We start from the raw sequence: 20,791 nt of genomic DNA on the forward strand, positions 1-20,791 counted from the left end.
GATAAAGTTAATCTCTAATGGAGAAAAGAATATGCTCCTAAATCTGGATCAAAAACTCCGCCGACTATAGGTACAAGCAAGAGAAAGGAGTTTCCAGCTTTTTTTTATTGCCAAGCTTAGAGCTTTTTGAATAGAAAAGCGATCGCCTAAAAAACATTTATTCTAATAGCGGCGTTGCACAATCGGACGATGATCTATAAAAAGTCTCAAATCACAAGTAAGTTTGAAAAGCTGATAGCTAACAGCTAATAGCTAATAGCTACGAACAGAAACACTTTGAGCAAGGAAGCCCGCGTCGCCGAAGGGCGCAAGGGCAAGTCTTGCTGTTGTACGTCATACGTTAAATTAGCAACGCCCTAATAACATTTACTTTGCCAATTCTGCTTCAATAGCTTGAATCAATTCAGAAGAAGTAGGAGTAACGCCACTACCAAATCTCGCCACTACCTCACCATCTTTATTAATCAAAAACTTTTCAAAGTTCCAGGCGACATCTCCTTGAGGTTCAACAGAATTAGTTAGAATTTGGTATAGAGGATGTTGCTTAGAACCCTGGGCATGAACTTTATCAAACATATCGAAGCTGACACCATATTTAGTTTCACAAAATTCGGCAATCTCTTCGTTTGAACCTGGTTCTTGAGAGCCAAAATCATTACAGGGAAAACCCATAACTCGCAAACCTTTATCGCCATATTCTTGATTCAACTCTTCCAGTCCTTGATATTGAGGAGTATAACCACAGTAGGAAGCAACGTTAACAATTAACAACACCATGCCTTTATAGTCGGCAAATTTTTCCTGATCGCCATCGATGTTTTTTATAGCTATATCGGATATATTACTCATGTTCTGCTTTGGAATCAGATTTACTAAATATGACAGATCGTACTGTACCATCTCTCCAAAACACTCAGGTTATTAAAGTTGATGATTTATCTGTCAGAATCGCTGCTTCTACTGCTGAGTTTACTCAAGATGCAGCTAATCAAGCTCAAAATTATCTGCGATCGCTGTTGGCACAACAAGAAACAGTAAGTATTATTTTAGCAACGGGTAACTCTCAGCTACAGTTTTTGAGTGAAATAGCTGTTCAAGATAAATTAGACTGGTCACGGATAATTCTGTTTCATCTGGATGAATATTTAGGCATTACAGCAGATCATCCTGGAAGTTTTCGTTATTATTTGCGCCATAAGGTAGAACAGCAAGTTCAGCCTTATATGTTTCACTATATTCAAGGTGATGCACCAGAACCCTTAAGCGAATGTCTGCGTTATGCTAATTTATTACAGCAGCAGGAAATTGACCTTTGCTTGTTAGGCATTGGCGACAATGGACACATTGCTTTTAATGAGCCTAACGTTGCCGATTTTAACGATCCTTATGTAGTCAAGCTAGCCCAGCTAGAAACCAAAACCCGTCAGCAACAGGTTAACGGTGGTTATTTTGCCAATTTAGATGCTGTACCAAGTTATGCCTATACTCTGACTATGCCGACAATTTGTGCGGCTAAGAAGATCTTTTGTTTAGCGGGGGGAAGTCATAAAGCAGGAGTAGTTGAGAAAACTTTAACCAAAGCGATCGCGCCTAATTTTCCTGCAACTATTTTACGCCAACAACCCCAGGCAACTTTATTTTGTGATTTGGATTCAATTAGTTTGTTTAAATTACAATAATTGCTAAAAGCCTATTTTTTGTAGTTCCCATGTTTAATATCTTTAATGTTAAGACAATTAAAACAACTAGAAATATCCTGACCCTAAGTCATAGACTAAATATCAAGCAGCCAAAAGTTTATTAATAATCATATGCCTACAGTAGTCGTTCGTGGAGTAAGTCATCATTATGAATGGATTCGTCACCAGCAAGCTAACTCTAAGCCAGTAATGGTGTTTGTTCATGGCTGGGGAGGTTCGGCAAGATATTGGCGTAGCACCGCCGAGGCTTTAGCAGATGATTTTGATTGTCTACTTTACGATCTGCGTGGTTTTGGTCGTTCTTCTTTACCTCCAGAACCTGTATTGGGTTACGATATGGAGGACTATGCAGCAGATTTGGCAGCTTTATTAGATGCTTTAGGACTTGAGCGGGTATATATCAACGCTCACTCTATGGGAGCATCGATCGCCACTCTGTTTCTCAATCGTTATGGCGATCGCGTCCAGGCAGCAATTCTTACCTGTAACGGTATTTTTGAATATGATGCCAAAGCCTTTGCTGCTTTTCATAAATTTGGCGGATACGTGGTTAAGTTTCGCTATAATTGGTTTCTGAAATTTCCTTTTGCCGATCAAATGTTTATGGCGCGATTTCTTCATCGTCCGATTAACAAAAGCGATCGCCTAGCATTTTTAGAAGATTTCCTGTTGGCTGATTATGATGCAGCAGCAGGAACAATCTACACCTCCGTCAGCCAAAAGGCTGTAGAAATTATGCCCCAAGAGTTTGCTCAAATCAGCGTACCAACTCTGATGGTGTCTGGAGAAAAGGATATTATCATTCCTGCAAAAATGGGTAAACAGGCAGCAGCCTTAAACGACAACATTAAATATGTCGAACTACCTAAAACTTCTCATTTCCCCATGCTAGAAGATCCCGCAGCATATCTAAAAACCGTCAGAGAATTTTTACAGCCTCATAATAACCTTTCTTTAACAACTAATAACTAAAAGCTGCGCTCCTTTATTGATGGTTTTTTACTTAATGCCATTATTTTTAGCGAAAAACAAGAGATTCAGGTAGAGTGTAACAAGCCCGATCGCATAGCTGTACCAGAATTAATGAGTAACAACTTATATCAAGATATTCGAGAATTTTATGATGCCTCTAGTGGACTGTGGGAAGAAATCTGGGGAGAACATATGCACCATGGTTACTATGGTAAAAATGGTAACTACAAATTAGATCGTCGTCAGGCGCAAATAGAATTAATTGAAGAGCTATTAATTTGGGCTGGTTATGCTGAAAACAATGCGCCAGAGAACATAATTGATGTCGGCTGCGGTATTGGTGGCAGTACCTTGCATTTGGCACAGAAGTTTGGCAGCAAAGCGACTGGGATTACTTTATCTCCTGTGCAGGCATTTAGAGCCAGGGAAAGAGCAGCAGAAGCAGATTTAGAAGATCGCGTTAGGTTTGAAGTGGCAAACGCTTTAGAGATGCCTTTTGAGGACAATACTTTTGATTTGGTATGGTCATTAGAAAGCGGTGAACATATGCCCGATAAGACTAAGTTTTTGGCAGAATGTTATCGTGTCTTAAAGCCAGGCGGAAAAATAATTTTGGCTACCTGGTGTCATCGGGAAACTGACTCTTTAGCTGGGAATCTAACTGTTAATGAAATTGCTCACCTCAAAGAAATTTATCGTGTATACTGCCTACCCTATGTTATCTCTTTGTCCGAGTATAGAGCGATCGCCTTTGAATGTGGCTTCAATGAGCTTAAATCAGATGATTGGTCGATAGCGGTTGCACCTTTTTGGGATGTAGTAATCGACTCGGCTATTACACCCCAGGCAATTGTGGGTTTATTTCAAGCAGGTTGGCAAACAGTTCAAGGAGCATTATCTTTGAATCTGATGAGTCGCGGTTATGCTAGAGGATTGATTCGCTTTGGGTTAATTTGTGCTACGAAATAGATAGGCTTAACAGTTACGTCAGTAATAACTTTATGAAGATCGATCATGTTCATTTCTACACTAGGAATGCAGCAAGAACTAGAGACTGGTTTATCCACAATGTCGGCTTTCAAGCGATCGCCAGAAGTATTAATAAACACACTCATACTGAGGTAATTGGCTTAAATTCGGCTTTTTTGGTAATTTCTTCGCCCTTAAATACTACTAGTTCAGTTGCCAAGTATCTTGAGTTTCATCCTTCGGGAATAGTAGATATTGCCTTTAGAGTAGATGATCTTAAATCAGTTGTTAGTCAGGCAAAGCACTTAGGAGTAAAAATATTACAGCATCCTCAAACTTATCAATCGTTACCAGGGAAATTTAAAGCTGCCAAAATTACTGGCTGGAATTTTATCCAACATACTTTAATTGAAGCGACTTCAGATAAATTTGATTATTGCTTACCAGATATAGATCTTGAGCCATGTTCGCTCAAGGCTAATTTCAAGACAAATATTACTCACATCGATCACGTTGTTCTCAACGTTGCTGCGGGTAAATTAGACTCGGCTGTAAGTCTATATCAGTCTCTATTTGGATTTAAAATACAGCAGAGTTTTAATATTCAGACTGAAAAATCGGGATTAAGCAGTCAGGCTTTAATCGATGATAGCGGTGAAGTGCAGTTTAATATTAATCAGCCAACTTCAACTAATTCTCAGATTCAAGAATTTATCAATCTTAATGGTGGATCGGGTATTCAACACCTAGCATTGCGATCGCAAAACTTGATTGCTGACGTGGCTTTGATGCAGCCTCATCTTAAATTTTTAACCGTACCCCAGTCCTATTACAGTCTGCTAAAGCATAAATCATGGTTAAGTACGCAAGAGTGGCAAGCGATCGCCAATAACCAAATTTTGGTCGATAGCGATCAAGGAAATTTAAAACATCAGCCTGTTGCTAAATCTTTGCTGATGCAGATTTTTACTCAGCCCATTTTTGAGCAACCAACTTTTTTTCTTGAATTTATTGAACGTAGACAAGAAGCAAAAGGTTTTGGTCAAGGCAACTTTAAAGCCTTGTTTGAAGCAGTGGAAAGGGAACAAGTTAAGCGAGTTTGAGAATTGACCAACGGTGACAGCAGCGCGAAACGCGCCTTGGCTTTCCCCCATAAGCGACACAGAGCCTATCGGCTCAAAGTCCCTTCTTACGAAGTTTGCTCAACGGAGGAAACCTCCGCAACGCAACTTCGCGCTTCGGGACGCTGGCGCGAATGCGCCGTTCAAGACAATGTTTAGAGATTTAAAATTTGGTGGCTATAATCTAGAAATTACTCAGGTTAGCGATCGCTAATCTGTTCTATTCTTTAATCTGATAGCGTAGTAGTTGACTAAGTTGTTCAGCAGGCAAACCGAGCTTTTGAGCGATCTCTGTTTCTATTTGGGACAAATCAGCACTATCTAACTCAAACTCTTGTTTTTGATAAACTTGAGTTGCCTGTTTTACTTTCACTCTTGAAGTATTGCGGTCGCGGTTGACTATAACTTTGATATATAGAATTTTATTACCCGATAGTGCTTCGTTGGCAGTAATTTCATAAGACTTTACAGACTGGTGAGAGTATTTTAAACTATGGTCGGTTATTAATCCGCTCATCAGCCAAAAAGCTAGTCCCAATAGAGGTAAAGGCAACCAAAACTCTAAGCGCAACATTTATTGTTTACCATTGATCGTTTATCATTTATCTATCTTATTCAATGCCTAATAAAGATGTTGATTTTGTTAGTCGAAGATGACCCCGCGCAGCTAGAGCCTTTACAGGCAGCCTTATCACAAGTGGGACATATTGTTGATGCGGTAGAAGAAGGGGCAACGGCACAATGGCTAATTAAAGAAAAAGGCTATGACCTACTAATCTTAGACTGGATGTTACCTCAAGTTAATGGGGTTGAACTTTGCCGACAGTATCGTAACCTGGGTAATACTTCACCAGTGCTAATGCTAACTGCCAAAGATACTACAGTGGATAAGGTTGATGGTTTAGATGCTGGTGCGGATGACTATATTGTCAAACCCGTAGATGTTTTAGAGTTATTAGCAAGAGTAAGAGCTTTAGGCAGGCGATCGCCTTTATGGACGGGAGACACACTAACTTTAGCAGATCTACAGTTAGATTTAACCAGCCTGAACCTAGAAAAAGGAGAACAGAAAATACAGCTTTCCGTCAGAGAATTTCAACTGATGGAATATTTGATGCGTCATCCTCAACAAGTATTATCTCGCGATCAAATCGAGCAGGCACTTTGGAGTTGGGGTAGCGAGCCTGAAAGCAATGCGGTAACAACTTTAGTTAGAAGATTGCGACAGCGGATGGCAGCAATTGGCGCAAAAGATTGGTTAGAGACGGTTTACGGCATGGGTTATCGTTTGGATGTTCGAGATTAAATTTGTTTTCTTTCTCAAGCAAAGAGTTATACCATTCATTCACCAAAAAAGTCGGAGTTCTTTCTACTGTGGTAAATTGAGTCCCTTGCTAAGTTTAGGTTTAATTTATGGTAGCTGTACGCCACACTACGACGGCGAATTAAATCGTAGACCTAATTTTCACTCGTTAATAAAAAATGGTCAGCTTCCCCCAGGAATTGGGATTGATGACGGAGCAGCAGTACTTTTTGAAGGACAAAAAATTGTTGAGGTTGTTGCTTCCAGACCACAAGCAAAGGCTTATAAAGTCAAGTTAAATAATGAAGAAATAGTTGAAGAACCTATATCAGCAAGGTATTTAGGTCAATAGACTTGCTGGTAAAAGGCATCGGCACTAAAAAATAGTTCTGTCATTTCTGTGTCATATTTGCGAGTTAAGAATAAATATAAGAAGGTTAATTCAAACAAATAAAACAAACAGCCCAAATAGCAAATAAATATACTCAATAAAGTGTAATTAAATTTTTTGTTCTTCTCCAAGAGAATTCTCGACCGATAAACCCATGTAAAATCATGAAATCAGCTAACATTCCACCTAATCAGCCTTCAGAATTAGAATACAAGCCAGAAGAACAGCAGGCAGAAAAATTCCCAAAATCCAGCAAAAAAAAGATTACACTACCTAGATGGTTATGGGCAATTCTGCTTTTAGGAGGAGTTGCAGCTTTGTGGCAAGTATCTACGCTTTCCCCCGCACCAACAGTAGAATCTAGTACCCAAGAACCACCACCTAAATCCGTTAAAACCATAGCCCTAAAAACAGGTACAGGTAACAGGGAGATTGAATTATTAGGACAAGTAGAAGCAGGAGAAAGGGCAACTTTAAGTCCCCAAATAGATGGCAGAGTACAACAAGTTTTGGTGAGAGAGGGCGATCGCGTAAGGACTGGAATGACGGTAGCAATTCTTGATGATGCCGATTCTAGATTGGCTCTAGCCGAAGCACAGGCAAGACTGGCTCAGGAAAGAGGCAATTTGGCTAGGTTGCAGGTAGGTACTCGCCCCGAAATTATGGCTCAAAGACAGGCAGAGTTAAATGCAGCTAAAGCCAGAGAATTAGAAGCACAAGATAATTTATCAAGAGTGTCAGGTTTAACTGAAGAAGGGGCGTTATCCCAAAGAGCTTTGGTAGAAGCCAAAGCGGAAGCTGACACTGCAACCAGCGAGAAATTCCGCGTTCAAGCCTTTTTATCCGAAGCACAAGCAGGCCCGACTCAAGAAGAAATCGACGCACAGCAAGGTTTAGTAGCTGCTGCTCAAGCTGCCGTAGAGCAAGCAGAACTGGGGATGCAGCGCACCCAAATCAAGGCAGTTTTTTCAGGAATAGTGCAATCGCGGGATGTCGATCCTGGAGATTATGTGGAGATAAGTGACCCTGTATTGAGTTTAGTAGGCGATCGCTCCTTGGATATCTTTTTAGAAGTGCCAGAAAGTTTAAGCGGACAAGTTGCACCAGGAATGAAAGTAACCCTAAATGCTAGAGCATTACCTAATTGGCAACAAGAGACTGAAATTACCGCAGTAGTACCCACCGCTAATACGGCTTCTCGCCGACAATTAGTTAGGGTTAGCTTGGATAATCCATCTCAAGAATTGTTACCAGGGATGGCAATTCAAGCAAATCTAGCCGTACCAGTAGAAAATACTGATACCTTTATTGTGCCTCGCGATGCTTTAACCAGACGCAGAAATGAATGGTTATTGTTTGCTGTTAATGATAATCGAGCAGAACAGCATCAAGTAGAGATGGTTGGAGATTTGGGAAAGGAAGTAGTTATTGCCAATCCAGAATTAGAAGCAGGACAGGCAATCGTCGTCACAGGTGGGGATGGACTTACAAATAGTGCTGCGGTGCAGGTGGTTGAGTAAAGAGTAATTTTAAAAGACTCACTTCCCATCGCAGTAGTGAGAAGCTATCGATTGTATATACGCACTGAACTATGTCTTAACTATGCTGGAAAATAAACCCAATATTAAAAATCAAACTAATCTTAGTTTAAAAACCAGAGATATTGTTGCTGCTTATACTCTACTGCGAATCGTAGTTGGGATTAATTACTTCAATCACGGCGCAACTAGAATTTTCAATATTCCTGGCTTTATAGATTCGATGGTAAGTACTATGCAGGGTTCTTGGATTCCCGAATTTCTAGTCAGAGTCAATGCAGCTTTAGTACCACCAGTCGAACTAATAGTCGGAATTTTGATAACTATTGGTTTGTTTACGCGCTCGGCATTAATCGCCTGTTTTATTTTGATGGCTGTTTTGATGTACGGCATTACTATCATTCAAAACTGGGACGGAGCTAGCGGTCAACTGGCTTATAACATTGTTTTATTTATTCTTCTGGCAGGATTGAGTTTTAATCGCATTTCTGTAGATGCTTGGTTAAAAAATAAACGCGATCGCTCTGACTAAAAATCATACTTTAATACCAATGCCAAAATTATCAGCTTTAACATTGCAAATTATAGGAGAAGCATTTTGAAATTAGCTGTTCGTTCGACAATCGCCCTAAAGCCTACTCTATCTCTGATTGATACTGTTGCCATAATTGTCGGCATAGTAGTCGGGGCAAGCATTTTTGAAACGCCTTCGTTGGTAGCTGCCAACGCGGGTAGTACAGCTAATGTCTTATTGACTTGGGGACTGGGCGGAGTGATATCTTTGATAGGTGCGTTGTGCTATGCCGAATTAGCCACCAACTATCCCCATCCTGGTGGTACTTACTACTATCTCAAACGTTCTTTTGGCAAGGCGATCGCCTTTTTATTTGCCTGGACGCGCCTGAGCGTGATTCAGACAGGTTCAATTGCTCTACTTGCATTCGTCTTTGGGGATTATGCCTCGCAGTTATGGCGGTGGGGAGATTTTTCTTCTGTCATCTATGCGGCGATCGCCATTGTCTTTTTAACTGGATTGAATTTACTGGGAGTTCGACAGGGTAAGCAGACACAAACTTTATTAGCTTTTCTTCAGGTTACAGGACTAATTGTCATTTCGGCGATCGCCCTCGCTATTTCTTTCTCCTTGATTTCGGTTTCAACAGTCGAACCGACTGTTATTACTACCAATCTCATTCAGTCTGATTCAGCAATTCCCCGTAATTTTGGTCTGATGATGGTGTTTATATTGCTCAGTTATGGCGGATGGAATGAAGCAGCCTATATCTCTGCCGAAGTCCGCAATGGTCGGCAAAACATTGTCAAAGCTTTAGTTTGGAGTATTGGTATCATTACTACACTCTATTTACTGATCAACTGGGCATTAATCAGAGGATTAGGACTGACCCAAATGGCAGAATCTCAAGCAGTCGTCGCCGATCTGATGCGATTAAGTCTGGGAGAAACAGGAGCAGTATTAACCAGTCTTTTGGTAGCGATCGCTACAATCTGCTCTCTCAATGCCACCATTATTACAGGGGCAAGAGCCAATTACGCTTTAGGGCAAGATGTGACTATTTTTGCCTTTTTAAAGCGCGGACATGGAAATACTCCAGCCAATGCCCTAATTTTACAGGCTGCGATCGCACTTCTACTAGTGGGAGTGGGAACATTTACCCGTCAGGGTTTTGAGACGATGGTAGATTTTACCGCGCCAGCCTTTTGGTTTTTCTTTTTACTGAGTGGAATATCGCTTTTTATCCTGCGAAGGCGCGATCGAAACGTCGAGCGTTATTTTAGCGTGCCTTTTTATCCCCTGACCCCCCTAATGTTTTGTGGCATTTGTGCTTATATGCTGAGGGCGAGTTTAGTTTATACCGGTTGGGGCGGTTTGCTTGGTGCGATCGTCCCGCTACTGGGACTGCCTTTGCTGTGGTGGAATTTGAGGCAGTCAGAAAAGGTAACGATTAAGTAGTTTACTCCCTACCTATCACTTTCAAGTCACTGATTACTAGACAACCCCTAATTATCTATCGCTAACTTTAATTAATTTTTTTAGGAGATTATGATGATTCCATTTCAACGTACTATTGCTTTATTGGCGATCGCCCTTAGCTCGATTGCCACTGGATGCGCTTCAACTATTGGTGCATCAACCAAAGCAGATTCCATAGCTACCGAATCTCAAACATCTGCTTCCACTACGGCACAGTCTCCAGCATTAAAAGAACCAGATGTAATTTATGTTCCAACTCCATCAGAAGTGGTAGAGCGAATGTTAGCCTTAGCTAATATCGACCAAAACGATGTCCTTTACGATCTCGGCAGTGGAGATGGACGCATTCCCATCACAGCAATTCAAAATTACGGTATCAGTCGTGCTGTGGGTATAGATATAGATCCGCAGCGCATTCAAGAAGCTAATACCAATGCCAAAGAAGCTGGAGTTAGCGATCGCGTTCGTTTCCTCAACCAAGATTTGTTTCAAAGTAATTTTAGCGATGCTACTGTCGTGACGCTATACCTTTTGCCCACCTTGAATGTTCAACTTAGACCACAGTTACTCAGCCAATTAAAACCTGGAACGCGCATCGTTTCTCATGATTTTGATATGGGTGAATGGCAACCTGAACGAACAGAACAGATAGAAGTCGATGGTCAAACGCATACAGTTTACTTGTGGACTGTACCTGAAAAACCCCCCGCTAATTTAGTTGACCCGAATTCGATTTAAGCAGAAGTAGTAAGGCGAACAAGAAAATCTGGCACTCTTTCAACAAGTGTATGACATACAAAGTATTTTTGTTCGTCCTAAAGGATTCCTAAAGAATTAGCTTCGTGTCCGTCACCGCTACGCATATAGCTATAATCTCTAAGCCATAAGCTATAAGCTTTTTAAAGAGTATAAAATATAACACAACTTCAGGCAATCATACCTCGATTCACCAAAGCCGAAAACCTTACAGGTAAGGGTGAACGACCCTTCGCCCCTACCAATTCGATAACAACTAAGCACTAAGCATACAATGAGTTTAATTAGAACCGCCGTTCGCTGGCGACATGGTACGGGTGTTTTATTTTGTCTACTGGCATTATTTGGGGTTTTGGCACTATTTCAATTACCGCTAGAATTACAGCCTGGAGGCGATCGCCCTGAAATAAGTATTACTACTCCCTATTTGGGGGCTTCTCCTGCCGAAGTAGAAGATTTGGTAACTCGTCCGATTGAAGAAAGATTAGAAGAAGTTCAAGGGATACAAGAAATTACCAGCACCAGTAGTTCGGGAGTTAGTACTATTAATGTTGAGTTTAACTGGAATAGCGATATCGATCGCTCTTTGGTGGATGTTCTCAATAAACTACAGCAGGTTGAAGCGTTGCCGACAGAAGCCGATGAATCGGATGTGGAAGTGGTAAGCGGTAGCAGCGACCCTATGATGTGGGTTATTTTGACACCCAAAGAAGGTTTTACTGCCGATGATTATCGCTATCGGGATTTGGTTGATGATGTAATTGTGCCTCGCTTCCGACAGGTGCAGGGTGTGGGACAGTTTTTAGTCTCTGGCGGTAGAGAACGAGAAGTAGAAGTAATTGTAAATCCTAAAGCTTTAGCCGATCGCAATCTTACCATTGGCGATGTCGCTAACACTCTCCGCAACAATAACCAAGATATTCGCGGTGGTCCTTTAGTGTTGGAACGCAGAGAGTATCGGGTTAGAACCGTTAGTCGGATCGAAGATGTCGAACAACTAGAAGGATTTGTGCTGCGTCGGGATGAGTCGGGGATAGTTTATCTAGGGGATGTAGCTCAAGCCCGCATGGGTCGGGCTATCCAAGACCGAGCCTTAATTAGGGAAAACGAACCAGCCGTAGCTACGGGAATTATTCGTCAGATAGGTGGTAATGTACCCGAAATTTCGGCAGGAATCAGGGAAGCTTTACTAGAACTAGAAGCGAGATTCGATCGCGAAGGGGAAGGTATTGCCTTTGACATTACCTATGATGAAAATGACTATATTAATGAATCGATTTCTTTTGTCCAGAGTAATCTAATTATCGGTGCGATACTCGCAGCTTTAGTATTACTGTTGTTCCTCGGTTCGTTAAGGACAGTTGGCGTAATTGCGATCGCCATTCCCACGACTTTAATTACCGTCTTTATTGTCTTCTACTTATTAGGTCGTACCCTAAACGTAATTAGTTTGGCGGGGTTAGCCTTTGCGGTGGGGATGGTAGTAGATAATGCGATCGTCGTCTTAGAAAACGTCTTTACCCATATGCAGCAGGGTAAAACTCCTATGAAAGCTGCGATCGATGGTACACAGGAAGTAGGTGGTGCGATGCTAGCTTCTACCCTAACCACCGTTGCCGTATTTGCGCCTATCGTATTAGTTACAGGGGAAGCGGGACAACTATTCTTTGATATTGGGATTGCCCTTTCGGCTTCGGTACTATTTTCCCTATTTGCAGCCCTAACTCTAATTCCCATGTTAGCGGGACTGTTTCTCAAGCGGACAGAAGCAGAACAAATGCTTGCAGGGGCAGAATATAGAGGTGGTAATTGGCTAGAGCGTTCTGTTGCCAAAATTTCGGCGATTTTTCGTCTAGGAGAGAGTAAATTAGAGAACTTTCTTTTAAAAACCGTTCGCTGGTCGTTGGGCAGAGGTAAATTAAAACGTCGGCTATTGGTTCTCGCACTCCCCATAGTTTTGTTACTCGTCAGTTTCCCACTATTACCCCCCGCCGATTATCTACCAGAAGGAAACCGCAACCAAGTTTTGTGGCTGGCTGAACCCTTTCCAGGTACGAGTATTCCCGAAGCAATAGAACTTTCTCAAGCACCTAGAGATTTTGTCAGCAAACAACCAGAGGTAATGCGTACTGTTTACGTACATCGTCCAGGGCTAAGGGTGATTGCTGCTTTTATTAAATCTGAAGAAGCTACGGGTAATAATTTAAATGGTCTAGTCAACCGTCTGCGAGAAGCCAGCGCGAATTTCCCTGGTTATCGTTTTCTCATACCCAGACGCGCTTCTATTTTCCAAGATCCTGGTAAAGAATTTGAGGTGCAGGTAATTGGAGAAAACTTACCAGAAATAGACGGATTACAACAACAAATTTCTCAACAAATAAGCGAGTTACCAGGAATTCAAAATGTTCGTGCCGATTTTGTGACGGGTGCGCCAGAATTACAGGTAATTCCCAACCGCGAACGGCTAGCAGAAGCAGGATTATCAGAAGGGGAAATAGGGGAAATGGTACAGGCTGCTTTGGGCGGTGTTAGAGCCTCGGAATTTGTCGATGGTAAACGCGAACTAGATGTTAGCGTTGAATTGCAAGATACCTTTGTCGAAACTCCCGAACAACTACGCCAACTAGCTATCTTTAACGGTGATGGTCAAAGGGTGCAGCTAGCCGATGTGGCAGAAGTATTAGAAACCACAGGCGCAGATACGATTAACCACGTCGATTTAGAAAGGTCGATTACCCTAACTGCTAGTGTGGCTAGTGACGCTCCTTTAGGTGCATTAATCGATCGCACCGAACAAGAAATTCTCGCTCCCCTACGTCAAGAATTACCCCCAGGCGTGCGAGTTGAGTTAGCAGGATCGGCAGATATTTTAGCTGAAACTTTACTTCAGTTAGGCTCTACTTTCTTACTGTCTTTAGTAATTACCTATTTACTGTTAGTCGCTTTGTATCGCTCTTTCATCTACCCATTATTAATCATGGCAACGGTACCAATGGGAATGACTGGCGGATTATTATCTCTATTAATTGCTAATGTTATCCCTGGTGTAGTTGTTCCTCTAGATATGATTACAGGTTTGGGTTTTGTCATCCTCACAGGGGTAGTAGTAAACAATGCTATTCTTTTGGTCGACCGCGCTTTACAACTTCAGTCAGAAGGGATGGAATACGATGCTTCTCTTTATTCTGCCGTCGGCGATCGCTTGCGTCCTATTTTTATGTCCGCAGGAACTAGCGTACTGGGTATGCTACCATTAGCGATTCTTCCAGGAAAAGGTGCAGAACTCTATCAGGGTTTAGGTATTGTCTTAACGGGTGGTTTGGCTCTCTCTACTTTCTTAACTCCCACAGTAATTCCTGCTTTGATGGGATTGTTAGAGGATTTTCAACCTAGAAGAAGTAAACAAGAGCATGAGGGTGAGGTAAAATCAAGGAAATTGGTAAAGGATAAAAGTTAGAAAACAATAGCAATCAGCAAAAACAAGTATTTACTAAATTATTACTAAATTATTTTTATGACCAATCATCAAGTCATTCCTCTGAAAACTATCGGCATTTTAGGTGGTATGAGTAATATAGCTACCGTCAATTATTATAAAGGAATTAATCAACGTGTGAATGAGTTAATGGGTGGCTACAATATTGCTGAAATTGTTATGCACAGTGTTAATTTTGCTAATATTGAAGCCTTTGTACGAAGTAACCAATGGGATGATTCAGCAGATTATCTTGTTGATAAAGCTTTGAAACTAGAACGAGCAGGTGCAGACTTTATACTTTGCGTTTCTAATACAATGCATCGGGTTGCACCTCAAATTGAAGCAGCTATCAAAGTACCTTTTTTGCATATCGCCGAACCGACAATAGAAGCAATTAAATCTGCAAAAATTGATACTATTGGGTTGCTAGGTACATTACCTATCATGGAAGCTAACTATATGCGCGATTACTATATTCAGCGTGGCATTGATGTCGTTGTACCGAAGAAGGAAGACATGAATCTGGTTGATCGCATTATCTTCGATGAGTTGGTCAAGAATATCATCAAAGACACATCTAAACAACAATATGTCAGGATTGCTCGCCAGCTAGAAGCTTTGGGCGCACAAGGCATTGTTTTAGGTTGTACTGAAATTGAAACGTTGCTCAAGCCAGGTGATGTCTCAGAATTACCATTATTTGATACTACTGCGCTACACGTTGACAAAGCCGCAAAGTTGGCTGTTTGTTAATATGAGTACGGATATTTATTTTAGTAGTTATTCTTTAGGCGATCGCTATTTTAAAATTATGCGGTGAAGTGCTATCGCTCAACAAATAGGATGGTAAGTTTGCTTTTCATTGAGATAAAGACATTACTACCGATCTCTTGGTTAAGACAGCTAACTCATTTATCGATTTTAAGAACTAGCGATCGCGTTTGAGATCGTAAATGACTTTTTCGGCTAACCAATTGGCAGAACGATCTCGATGACTGTTAAAAGTACCAGACAACAGGCGATCTGCTGTCTGCTGATTATGCACTAACCTCAATAATTCTCGACGTAGTTTGGGACTGACGCGGGTAAGCAAAGAGGTACTGCTGTTATTTACAGTAGGTAATGAGTTAGCCAAAGAAAGCTTGTAGGCGCGGGTTAAATGATAGCCCACAACACCAGTACCTATTGCTAAACCAGTCAAACCAATGATGTTTTTAAAATTATAATTATCTGAAGGTTCAGTATAATTACGTTCTCCATCAGAAACTTGGCTTAAAATTAAGTTGCTTGTTGGTTCAATCAAATTATCCTCGCTAGCGCGAACGGGTAAAGCTACTAAACTACCTACAATACCTGTACCAATCAGAGTTGTGACGATGGTTTTTAAGGAAAATTTGTTCATATCGTTATTTAATTCGTTTTAATATTTATTGTGACGCTTAAATATGACAAAGAAGTGTCAAGAAGACAATCGATGCTTTGCCTCAAAATTCTTCAATCATATTTTACTAAATGTTCGATCTCTCTCGTCGTCGTCTGGCTTATTGGTTTACTCTCTCAATGGGAAGTATTCTAATTTTGTTTGCCTTCACGGTTTATCAACGTCAGGTAACAGAACAAATGCGAGAATTTGACAAAGAAGTATACGCTCAAGCCAAGGAAATTGCCTCTCTCACCAGCTATGAACAACAAGGAAAAAGCTGGCAGATAAACACCGAAAACGTATCTTTACCAAGTCGTGTAGTTGCTACTGAATCAAAAATAATCTGTACTCGCTGGTATGACGCTCAAAAACACCTGAGCGAGTTTATTGGTAAATGTCCTGGTAGTCAAACTTTAGTGTCACGTCAATGGCAGACTATAGAATACGATTGCAACCATCAGGATATGACTTATCAAACAAAGCTGCGTATTTTATCTCTGCCTTTAAAGAAAAACAAATCTTTAATTGGCTATTTACAGGTTGCGGTGTCCTTAGAAGCTGTTAATAATTCTTTAGCGCGATCGCGTTTACTCTTATCTCTGGGTATCCCAATTACTCTCGGCTTTACAGGTATAGTAGGCTGGTTGCTAGCTGGCTTGGCGATGCAGCCCGCAAGACAATCCTACGAACAATTACAGCGTTTTACTGCCGATGCTTCCCATGAGCTACGCGCCCCCGTAGCAGCAATTCTTAGTAACGCTCAAGTCGGTTTACTTACACCCGCAGAAGATACGATTCAACCCCGTCAGCGTCTAGCAAATGTAGTCACTCAGAGTAAATACATGAGCGATTTAATTACTAATTTACTATTTCTAGCTCGTCATCAAGGCAAGTTGAAGCCCCAAGACGTTGGTAAGTTCGATGTTGCAAAATTATTAAATTCTCTGGCTATTGAATACCAGACTTTTGCCATAGACAAAGGGATCGTGTTTAATTCGGATATACCAACAAAACCTGTAGAGATATACGGCGATCTCGATTTACTACAGCAAGCTGTTCGTAACTTATTAGATAACGCTATTAAATATACTCATAGTGGGGGCATGGTTGCATTGTCGCTGCTTGTTAAACACCGCCAGATTTTTTTGATTACGGTCAAAGACACAGGTATTGGCATTCCCGCCTCCGATTTGCCTTATATCTTCGATCGCTTTTACCGCGTAGATAAAGCCCGTACCAGACAAACAGGTGGGTTTGGTTTGGGACTAGCGATCGCACAACAAATTATTCAGGCTCATGATGGCAAGATTACTGTTGAAAGTGAGCTAGGACAGGGAACAGCATTTCAAATTTGCCTCCCAAATAATTGAGAAAGGCGTGAATTTGCGAGCCAAATTCACATCAGACGTATCGATTTAGAGCTAGCTGGAGGTTTCTTGGCTAAGACACGAATTGCTGTCATGTCTGTGTCATATTTATTTTTCATACTGATTAATGACAATACAATTAACAATATCAAGAGGTAATAAATGAAGCTCAAATCTACATCAATTTTCGCAGGTATTCTAACTCTAGCTTTGATTGCTGCTCCTTTAACAGCGCAGGCTTGTGGTGGCAATAAAGACAAAGATACTTCTGGGTCTAATGCGCCCGATCGAAATGAAACCAGCTTAACTGTAGAAGAAAATAGTTTTTCCTCTTAGTTATTTGCGATCGAGATCACTAAAATATTTGTTATTACCGACTTTTTGGTAATTAAAGAACGAGGGGAAGAAAACTTATTTGTTTAGGTTTCTTCCCTTTCCAGGTGGGCAAATTAAAGACATTATAAGTCATGCTAATTATTGATTTTTTGCCCACCTGGAAAGGGCGATCGCCTTGATAATTTAGAGTGGCGATCGCAATTAAAGAAAATTTCTCCTGGAATTTATTAAGCGTAGACAAGAAGCAAGTTTTGCTCAAAACAACTTTAGAGCTTTGTTTGAGGCAGTAGAGCAGTCTAGAGGAGTTTAGGCATTACCAAGTAATTATTGATTACTTCTTCGTATACTACCCAAAAAGAATAGCCATTATTTATAATGTTGAGGATGAATAATTTCTCGTCTTTGACGGTTTATTTCTTGCTGTCTTCTAAAGTCGTTTTCCTGGCGAACTCTTTCTAGATTTTGTCTTTGTTGATTTTCTAGCTGTTGAATTCTGTTTTTATTTTTCCATTCTTGCTGTCGTTGATTCCATTGTTGTTGATACCGTTCTTGGAATTGCTGTTGTCTGTCTCTTAATAATTGTTCTTGTGTTTCAAATTGTTGATTTTGTGCCTGTTGTAGCACGGGATTAACTTGAGGTTCGGTGCTTGATAATACTTGTGCGATCGCAAAATTACTCTTCGAGCTTTGAAAGGTTAAATTACTAAAACAGGTAAATATGAATAGATAAGAGAATATTTTGCTCATTGAGCAAATCCAGATATTTTCACGCATATTAGGCTTATTTTCTGTTGATTAATGTTCGATCTAGCGGTTTGTTCAAAATTAATTGTTACTGATGCTGTTGAATCCATTTTAATAAAATAGGATTAACTATTTCTGGGGCTTCATCTTGAGGGCAATGACCTAAGCCTTCTAAGGCAACAAACTCATCTACTGTGGATATTGCAGCTAATTCTCTACCCATAGCCACAGGTTCCCAAGGATCTTCTGTTCCCCATAATAAAACCGTAGGACAAGTAAGACGGGGAAGCAAATCTTCTGGTAAAGGACCTTGTGAATAACGAGTAAATGCCAGAAAAACAGAGGCTGCACCTTTGTCTTGGGCAGGTTTCATCAAAATATCTATTAGTTCATCGGTGACTGCTTCAGGGTGACGATAAGCCTGTAATAAAATCTTGCGTACTACCTTGGGTTTAGCAATCTGCTTAAAAAAGAAGCTACCAATTTGCCTATTACCCAGTACTTGCTGCATAACTAATGAACCATAGTTACGATACCAGGGCAAGGTAACTCGTTTGCGATCGTGTAAAAGCCTAACCGAACAATTAATCGCTGCCACACCTAAAGCTAATTCAGGATGATCTACCGCCGTTTGCATGACTACAATACAGCCAATAGAATTACCAATTAAAAAGGCAGGGCTACCAACCACTTCACGACAAAAATCAGCTAGCTGTTCTCCCCAGGTTTCAAAGGTGTATTTAATTTCTGCACTTGGTTGAGGCTTATCAGAACCACCAAAGCCAATCAGATCGATCGCATAACAACGAAAAGATTCTCCCAACACGGGCAAATTTTTGCGCCAGTGTCCCCAAGATGCCCCAAAACCATGTACCAAAACTACTGCTGCGCCAGTTTCTCCTGCTTGCTGATAAGTAATATTGTGTCCTTTCCAGTTCCAGGTTTTAGGTGTTTGAGTTATTGCGATCGCCGATATCATAAGCTTAAATATAAAAGTTGTATCTTTAATTGTCTTTCTTAAATTTTAGCTTTTTCCTTGTCCCTCATCGCTTATCCCTTAAAAAATGATTGCCAAACAGTTTATTGGTTCAGAAGCGCAAACAACCTACGAGGAAGCAAAAGTAGTCATTTTGCCTATTCCTTATGAAAAAACCACTACCTACCGTAAAGGATGTCAAAATGGTGCAGCAGCAATTATCAAAGCCTCAGATCAGCTTGAAGCTTATGATATTGAGTTTGAACAAGAAATATGTCACGAAGTGGGAATTTTTACTGTAAATGCGATCGCCAGTACCATAACAAATCCCGATTTAACTCCAGAAGCGATGATGGATCTTGTTACTGCTAGAGTATCTAAGTTAATTGCCAATGGTAAATTTGTCATTGCTTTAGGAGGAGAACACAGTATTACCGCAGGTATAGTTAAGGCTTATCGACAGCTTTTGAGTGAGCCGTTTACGGTGATTCAAATTGATGCCCATGGAGATCTGCGCCATAGCTACGAAGACTCAATCTATAATCATGCTTGTGTCATGCGCCGAGTGTTAGATATGGGGTTGCCGACTTTGCCTGTGGGTATCCGCAGCATCTGTTTAGAAGAAGCGCAGTTAATTAAAGAAAAGCAAATTCCTGTAGTTTGGGCAAAAGATATCTATCAAAATTTAGACTGGATTGACAAAGCACTTTCTCACATCACTACTGAAAAAGTATTTATTACCATCGATCTTGATGGACTAGATCCTAGTTTAATGCCTGGAGTAGGAACTCCAGAACCTGGAGGATTAAACTGGTTTGAATTAACTAAATTTCTGCGAACGGTATTTAGCAAGCATCAAGTGATAGGCTGCGATGTCATGGAGCTTGCACCGACTTCAGATTCTGTAGTATCGGAGTTTACTGCTGCAAAACTAGTTTACAAATTAGTTAGCTACATTACATTATCTTGCTAAAATAATCGAGTTCAAAAGAGAAAGCATTTTTATTTAAGCGATTAAATTCTTGCTTATTTTCGATGCAGCCCAAAATATTGCCAAAAAGACCTAGCTCACACTCAGATTCAAAATAAAATTGATAAAATTAGGTATTTGCAAAATATGTAAGACTTTTATAGGAAATAGTATTTATGAACACAATAGGTAATTATGCTCCTGATTTTGAAATCCCAGGCATCGATCGAGAAGTTTATCATCTTGGTAGCTACCGCAAAAAATTAAAAGCGATCGCCGTGGTTTTCATGAACAGCGAAAGTCCTGAAGTTGAGCAATATCTCGAACGTCTTAAACAGCTTCAAGCTGACTTTAGCAGCCAGGGTTTTACAGTCATGGGCATCGACTCTAACCATCGCTCAGAAGCGATCGCCGACAGCATGGAAGGCATGAAGCAATATGCTCATGGGCATGAGCTTAATTTTCCTTACCTACGCGATACCACTCAAGATGTGGCAAAAGCTTTTAAAGTCAAAGTTATGCCGACTGTATATTTATTAGATAGTGATGCTGTCATTCGTTATCAGGGCAGAATTGATGATTGTGCAGAATCAATAGATCGAGTTAATCATCATTATCTTCGTGATAGTATTTCTACAATGCTTTCAGGCAGAAAAATTGCTAAAGATTACGTTGAACCCGCAGGTACTTCTATTAAGTGGCGCAATTTTTAGTACTACTTTGCTCTTTGTAATAAGTTAAATATTGTTACTAG

Annotated in this window: 22 protein-coding genes; 16 read left to right on the plus strand and 6 right to left on the minus strand. The window is 40.6% G+C overall.

The annotated features are described in order from the left end of the window. Positions 1 to 366: 366 nt before the first annotated feature. On the minus strand, positions 367 to 849 hold the full coding sequence (locus SLP02_RS21510) for a glutathione peroxidase (RefSeq protein ID WP_319422763.1): 483 nt from the start codon (positions 847 to 849) through the stop codon (positions 367 to 369). 29 nt (positions 850 to 878) lie between these two features. Between SLP02_RS21510 and SLP02_RS21515 the strand changes: the two genes are divergently transcribed. From SLP02_RS21515 to hppD, 4 genes are all read left to right on the plus strand, one after another. Then, positions 879 to 1,679, plus strand: coding sequence for a glucosamine-6-phosphate deaminase (locus tag SLP02_RS21515; RefSeq protein WP_319422764.1), 801 nt, complete (start codon positions 879 to 881; stop codon positions 1,677 to 1,679). A gap of 132 nt (positions 1,680 to 1,811) precedes the next feature. After that, entirely contained in the window at positions 1,812 to 2,672 is an 861-nt protein-coding gene (locus SLP02_RS21520) for an alpha/beta fold hydrolase (protein ID WP_319422765.1), read from the plus strand. A 111-nt stretch (positions 2,673 to 2,783) separates the two neighbouring features. Continuing rightward, positions 2,784 to 3,641 (plus strand): methyltransferase domain-containing protein, encoded by an 858-nt coding sequence (locus SLP02_RS21525; protein ID WP_319422766.1) that lies wholly within the window; start codon positions 2,784 to 2,786, stop codon positions 3,639 to 3,641. 32 nt (positions 3,642 to 3,673) lie between these two features. Continuing rightward, the gene (gene hppD, locus SLP02_RS21530; protein WP_319422767.1) at positions 3,674 to 4,744 is read left to right on the plus strand and encodes a 4-hydroxyphenylpyruvate dioxygenase; all 1,071 of its coding nucleotides are present in this window, start codon (positions 3,674 to 3,676) and stop codon (positions 4,742 to 4,744) included. A 238-nt stretch (positions 4,745 to 4,982) separates the two neighbouring features. On the opposite strand, the gene SLP02_RS21535 is transcribed toward hppD, so the two are convergent. Then, entirely contained in the window at positions 4,983 to 5,336 is a 354-nt protein-coding gene (locus tag SLP02_RS21535; RefSeq protein ID WP_319422768.1) for a hypothetical protein, read from the minus strand. Between the two features lie 57 nt (positions 5,337 to 5,393). On the opposite strand from SLP02_RS21535, the gene rppA reads away from it, so the two are divergent. The 8 genes from rppA (at position 5,394) to SLP02_RS21575 (ending at position 14,974) form a co-directional block, all read left to right on the plus strand. Beyond that, the gene (gene rppA, locus SLP02_RS21540; protein ID WP_319422769.1) at positions 5,394 to 6,068 is read left to right on the plus strand and encodes a two-component system response regulator RppA; all 675 of its coding nucleotides are present in this window, start codon (positions 5,394 to 5,396) and stop codon (positions 6,066 to 6,068) included. Next, a complete protein-coding gene (locus tag SLP02_RS21545; RefSeq protein ID WP_319422770.1) occupies positions 6,055 to 6,417 on the plus strand; it encodes a Type 1 glutamine amidotransferase-like domain-containing protein in 363 nt (120 codons plus the stop codon). The genes rppA and SLP02_RS21545 overlap by 14 nt, the downstream gene beginning before the upstream one ends. A gap of 203 nt (positions 6,418 to 6,620) precedes the next feature. After that, the gene (locus tag SLP02_RS21550; protein WP_319422771.1) at positions 6,621 to 7,976 is read left to right on the plus strand and encodes an efflux RND transporter periplasmic adaptor subunit; all 1,356 of its coding nucleotides are present in this window, start codon (positions 6,621 to 6,623) and stop codon (positions 7,974 to 7,976) included. Positions 7,977 to 8,058: 82 nt separating this feature from the next. After that, a complete protein-coding gene (locus tag SLP02_RS21555) occupies positions 8,059 to 8,526 on the plus strand; it encodes a DoxX family protein (protein WP_319422772.1) in 468 nt (155 codons plus the stop codon). Positions 8,527 to 8,592: 66 nt separating this feature from the next. Then, positions 8,593 to 9,966: an APC family permease gene (locus SLP02_RS21560; RefSeq protein WP_319422773.1), complete on the plus strand. Its 1,374-nt coding sequence runs from the start codon at positions 8,593 to 8,595 to the stop codon at positions 9,964 to 9,966. 93 nt (positions 9,967 to 10,059) lie between these two features. Further along, positions 10,060 to 10,725, plus strand: coding sequence for an SAM-dependent methyltransferase (locus tag SLP02_RS21565; RefSeq protein ID WP_413467412.1), 666 nt, complete (start codon positions 10,060 to 10,062; stop codon positions 10,723 to 10,725). A gap of 292 nt (positions 10,726 to 11,017) precedes the next feature. Continuing rightward, a complete protein-coding gene (locus tag SLP02_RS21570; RefSeq protein WP_319422775.1) occupies positions 11,018 to 14,200 on the plus strand; it encodes an efflux RND transporter permease subunit in 3,183 nt (1,060 codons plus the stop codon). Between the two features lie 57 nt (positions 14,201 to 14,257). Then, complete coding sequence (locus tag SLP02_RS21575; RefSeq protein ID WP_319422776.1) at positions 14,258 to 14,974, plus strand: aspartate/glutamate racemase family protein; 717 nt, start codon at positions 14,258 to 14,260, stop codon at positions 14,972 to 14,974. Positions 14,975 to 15,149: 175 nt separating this feature from the next. Here SLP02_RS21575 and SLP02_RS21580 read toward each other — a convergent pair whose 3' ends face one another. Then, a complete protein-coding gene (locus SLP02_RS21580; RefSeq protein WP_319422777.1) occupies positions 15,150 to 15,623 on the minus strand; it encodes a hypothetical protein in 474 nt (157 codons plus the stop codon). 110 nt (positions 15,624 to 15,733) lie between these two features. Here SLP02_RS21580 and SLP02_RS21585 point away from each other — a divergent pair, with 110 nt between their 5' ends. Both SLP02_RS21585 and SLP02_RS21590 read left to right on the plus strand, forming a co-directional pair. Further along, the gene (locus tag SLP02_RS21585) at positions 15,734 to 17,014 is read left to right on the plus strand and encodes a sensor histidine kinase (protein ID WP_319422778.1); all 1,281 of its coding nucleotides are present in this window, start codon (positions 15,734 to 15,736) and stop codon (positions 17,012 to 17,014) included. Positions 17,015 to 17,173: 159 nt separating this feature from the next. Continuing rightward, positions 17,174 to 17,347, plus strand: a complete 174-nt coding sequence (locus tag SLP02_RS21590; protein WP_319422779.1) for a hypothetical protein — start codon at positions 17,174 to 17,176, stop codon at positions 17,345 to 17,347. 52 nt (positions 17,348 to 17,399) lie between these two features. On the opposite strand, the gene SLP02_RS21595 is transcribed toward SLP02_RS21590, so the two are convergent. The 3 genes from SLP02_RS21595 to SLP02_RS21605 all read right to left on the minus strand — a co-directional run bounded on the left by SLP02_RS21595 (position 17,400) and on the right by SLP02_RS21605 (position 19,070). Continuing rightward, the gene (locus SLP02_RS21595; RefSeq protein ID WP_319422780.1) at positions 17,400 to 17,588 is read right to left on the minus strand and encodes a hypothetical protein; all 189 of its coding nucleotides are present in this window, start codon (positions 17,586 to 17,588) and stop codon (positions 17,400 to 17,402) included. 125 nt (positions 17,589 to 17,713) lie between these two features. Continuing rightward, positions 17,714 to 18,121, minus strand: a complete 408-nt coding sequence (locus SLP02_RS21600) for a hypothetical protein (protein WP_319422781.1) — start codon at positions 18,119 to 18,121, stop codon at positions 17,714 to 17,716. A gap of 58 nt (positions 18,122 to 18,179) precedes the next feature. Beyond that, the gene (locus SLP02_RS21605) at positions 18,180 to 19,070 is read right to left on the minus strand and encodes an alpha/beta fold hydrolase (protein WP_319422782.1); all 891 of its coding nucleotides are present in this window, start codon (positions 19,068 to 19,070) and stop codon (positions 18,180 to 18,182) included. 85 nt (positions 19,071 to 19,155) lie between these two features. Here SLP02_RS21605 and speB point away from each other — a divergent pair, with 85 nt between their 5' ends. Continuing rightward, positions 19,156 to 20,040, plus strand: a complete 885-nt coding sequence (gene speB / locus SLP02_RS21610) for an agmatinase (RefSeq protein WP_319422783.1) — start codon at positions 19,156 to 19,158, stop codon at positions 20,038 to 20,040. 173 nt (positions 20,041 to 20,213) lie between these two features. Then, positions 20,214 to 20,750, plus strand: a complete 537-nt coding sequence (locus SLP02_RS21615; RefSeq protein ID WP_319422784.1) for a redoxin domain-containing protein — start codon at positions 20,214 to 20,216, stop codon at positions 20,748 to 20,750. The last annotated feature ends 41 nt before the right edge of the window (positions 20,751 to 20,791 follow it).

This window comes from Pleurocapsa sp. FMAR1 (assembly GCF_963665995.1).
In the GTDB taxonomy this organism is placed as follows: domain Bacteria; phylum Cyanobacteriota; class Cyanobacteriia; order Cyanobacteriales; family Xenococcaceae; genus Waterburya.

What these genes read in the sequence shown, in the direction of transcription:
- SLP02_RS21600 (WP_319422781.1), bottom strand. Translation starts at nt 18,121, where the DNA reads ATGCGTGAAAATATCTGGATTTGCTCAATGAGCAAAATATTCTCTTAT.
- rppA (WP_319422769.1), top strand. Translation starts at nt 5,394, where the DNA reads ATGTTGATTTTGTTAGTCGAAGATGACCCCGCGCAGCTAGAGCCTTTA.
- SLP02_RS21515 (WP_319422764.1), top strand. Translation starts at nt 879, where the DNA reads ATGACAGATCGTACTGTACCATCTCTCCAAAACACTCAGGTTATTAAA.
- SLP02_RS21575 (WP_319422776.1), top strand. Translation starts at nt 14,258, where the DNA reads ATGACCAATCATCAAGTCATTCCTCTGAAAACTATCGGCATTTTAGGT.
- SLP02_RS21520 (WP_319422765.1), top strand. Translation starts at nt 1,812, where the DNA reads ATGCCTACAGTAGTCGTTCGTGGAGTAAGTCATCATTATGAATGGATT.
- SLP02_RS21535 (WP_319422768.1), bottom strand. Translation starts at nt 5,336, where the DNA reads ATGTTGCGCTTAGAGTTTTGGTTGCCTTTACCTCTATTGGGACTAGCT.
- hppD (WP_319422767.1), top strand. Translation starts at nt 3,674, where the DNA reads ATGAAGATCGATCATGTTCATTTCTACACTAGGAATGCAGCAAGAACT.
- SLP02_RS21555 (WP_319422772.1), top strand. Translation starts at nt 8,059, where the DNA reads ATGCTGGAAAATAAACCCAATATTAAAAATCAAACTAATCTTAGTTTA.
- SLP02_RS21570 (WP_319422775.1), top strand. Translation starts at nt 11,018, where the DNA reads ATGAGTTTAATTAGAACCGCCGTTCGCTGGCGACATGGTACGGGTGTT.
- SLP02_RS21525 (WP_319422766.1), top strand. Translation starts at nt 2,784, where the DNA reads ATGAGTAACAACTTATATCAAGATATTCGAGAATTTTATGATGCCTCT.
- SLP02_RS21545 (WP_319422770.1), top strand. Translation starts at nt 6,055, where the DNA reads ATGTTCGAGATTAAATTTGTTTTCTTTCTCAAGCAAAGAGTTATACCA.
- SLP02_RS21565 (WP_413467412.1), top strand. Translation starts at nt 10,060, where the DNA reads ATGATTCCATTTCAACGTACTATTGCTTTATTGGCGATCGCCCTTAGC.
- SLP02_RS21550 (WP_319422771.1), top strand. Translation starts at nt 6,621, where the DNA reads ATGAAATCAGCTAACATTCCACCTAATCAGCCTTCAGAATTAGAATAC.
- SLP02_RS21590 (WP_319422779.1), top strand. Translation starts at nt 17,174, where the DNA reads ATGAAGCTCAAATCTACATCAATTTTCGCAGGTATTCTAACTCTAGCT.
- SLP02_RS21510 (WP_319422763.1), bottom strand. Translation starts at nt 849, where the DNA reads ATGAGTAATATATCCGATATAGCTATAAAAAACATCGATGGCGATCAG.
- SLP02_RS21615 (WP_319422784.1), top strand. Translation starts at nt 20,214, where the DNA reads ATGAACACAATAGGTAATTATGCTCCTGATTTTGAAATCCCAGGCATC.
- speB (WP_319422783.1), top strand. Translation starts at nt 19,156, where the DNA reads ATGATTGCCAAACAGTTTATTGGTTCAGAAGCGCAAACAACCTACGAG.
- SLP02_RS21580 (WP_319422777.1), bottom strand. Translation starts at nt 15,623, where the DNA reads ATGAACAAATTTTCCTTAAAAACCATCGTCACAACTCTGATTGGTACA.
- SLP02_RS21585 (WP_319422778.1), top strand. Translation starts at nt 15,734, where the DNA reads ATGTTCGATCTCTCTCGTCGTCGTCTGGCTTATTGGTTTACTCTCTCA.
- SLP02_RS21605 (WP_319422782.1), bottom strand. Translation starts at nt 19,070, where the DNA reads ATGATATCGGCGATCGCAATAACTCAAACACCTAAAACCTGGAACTGG.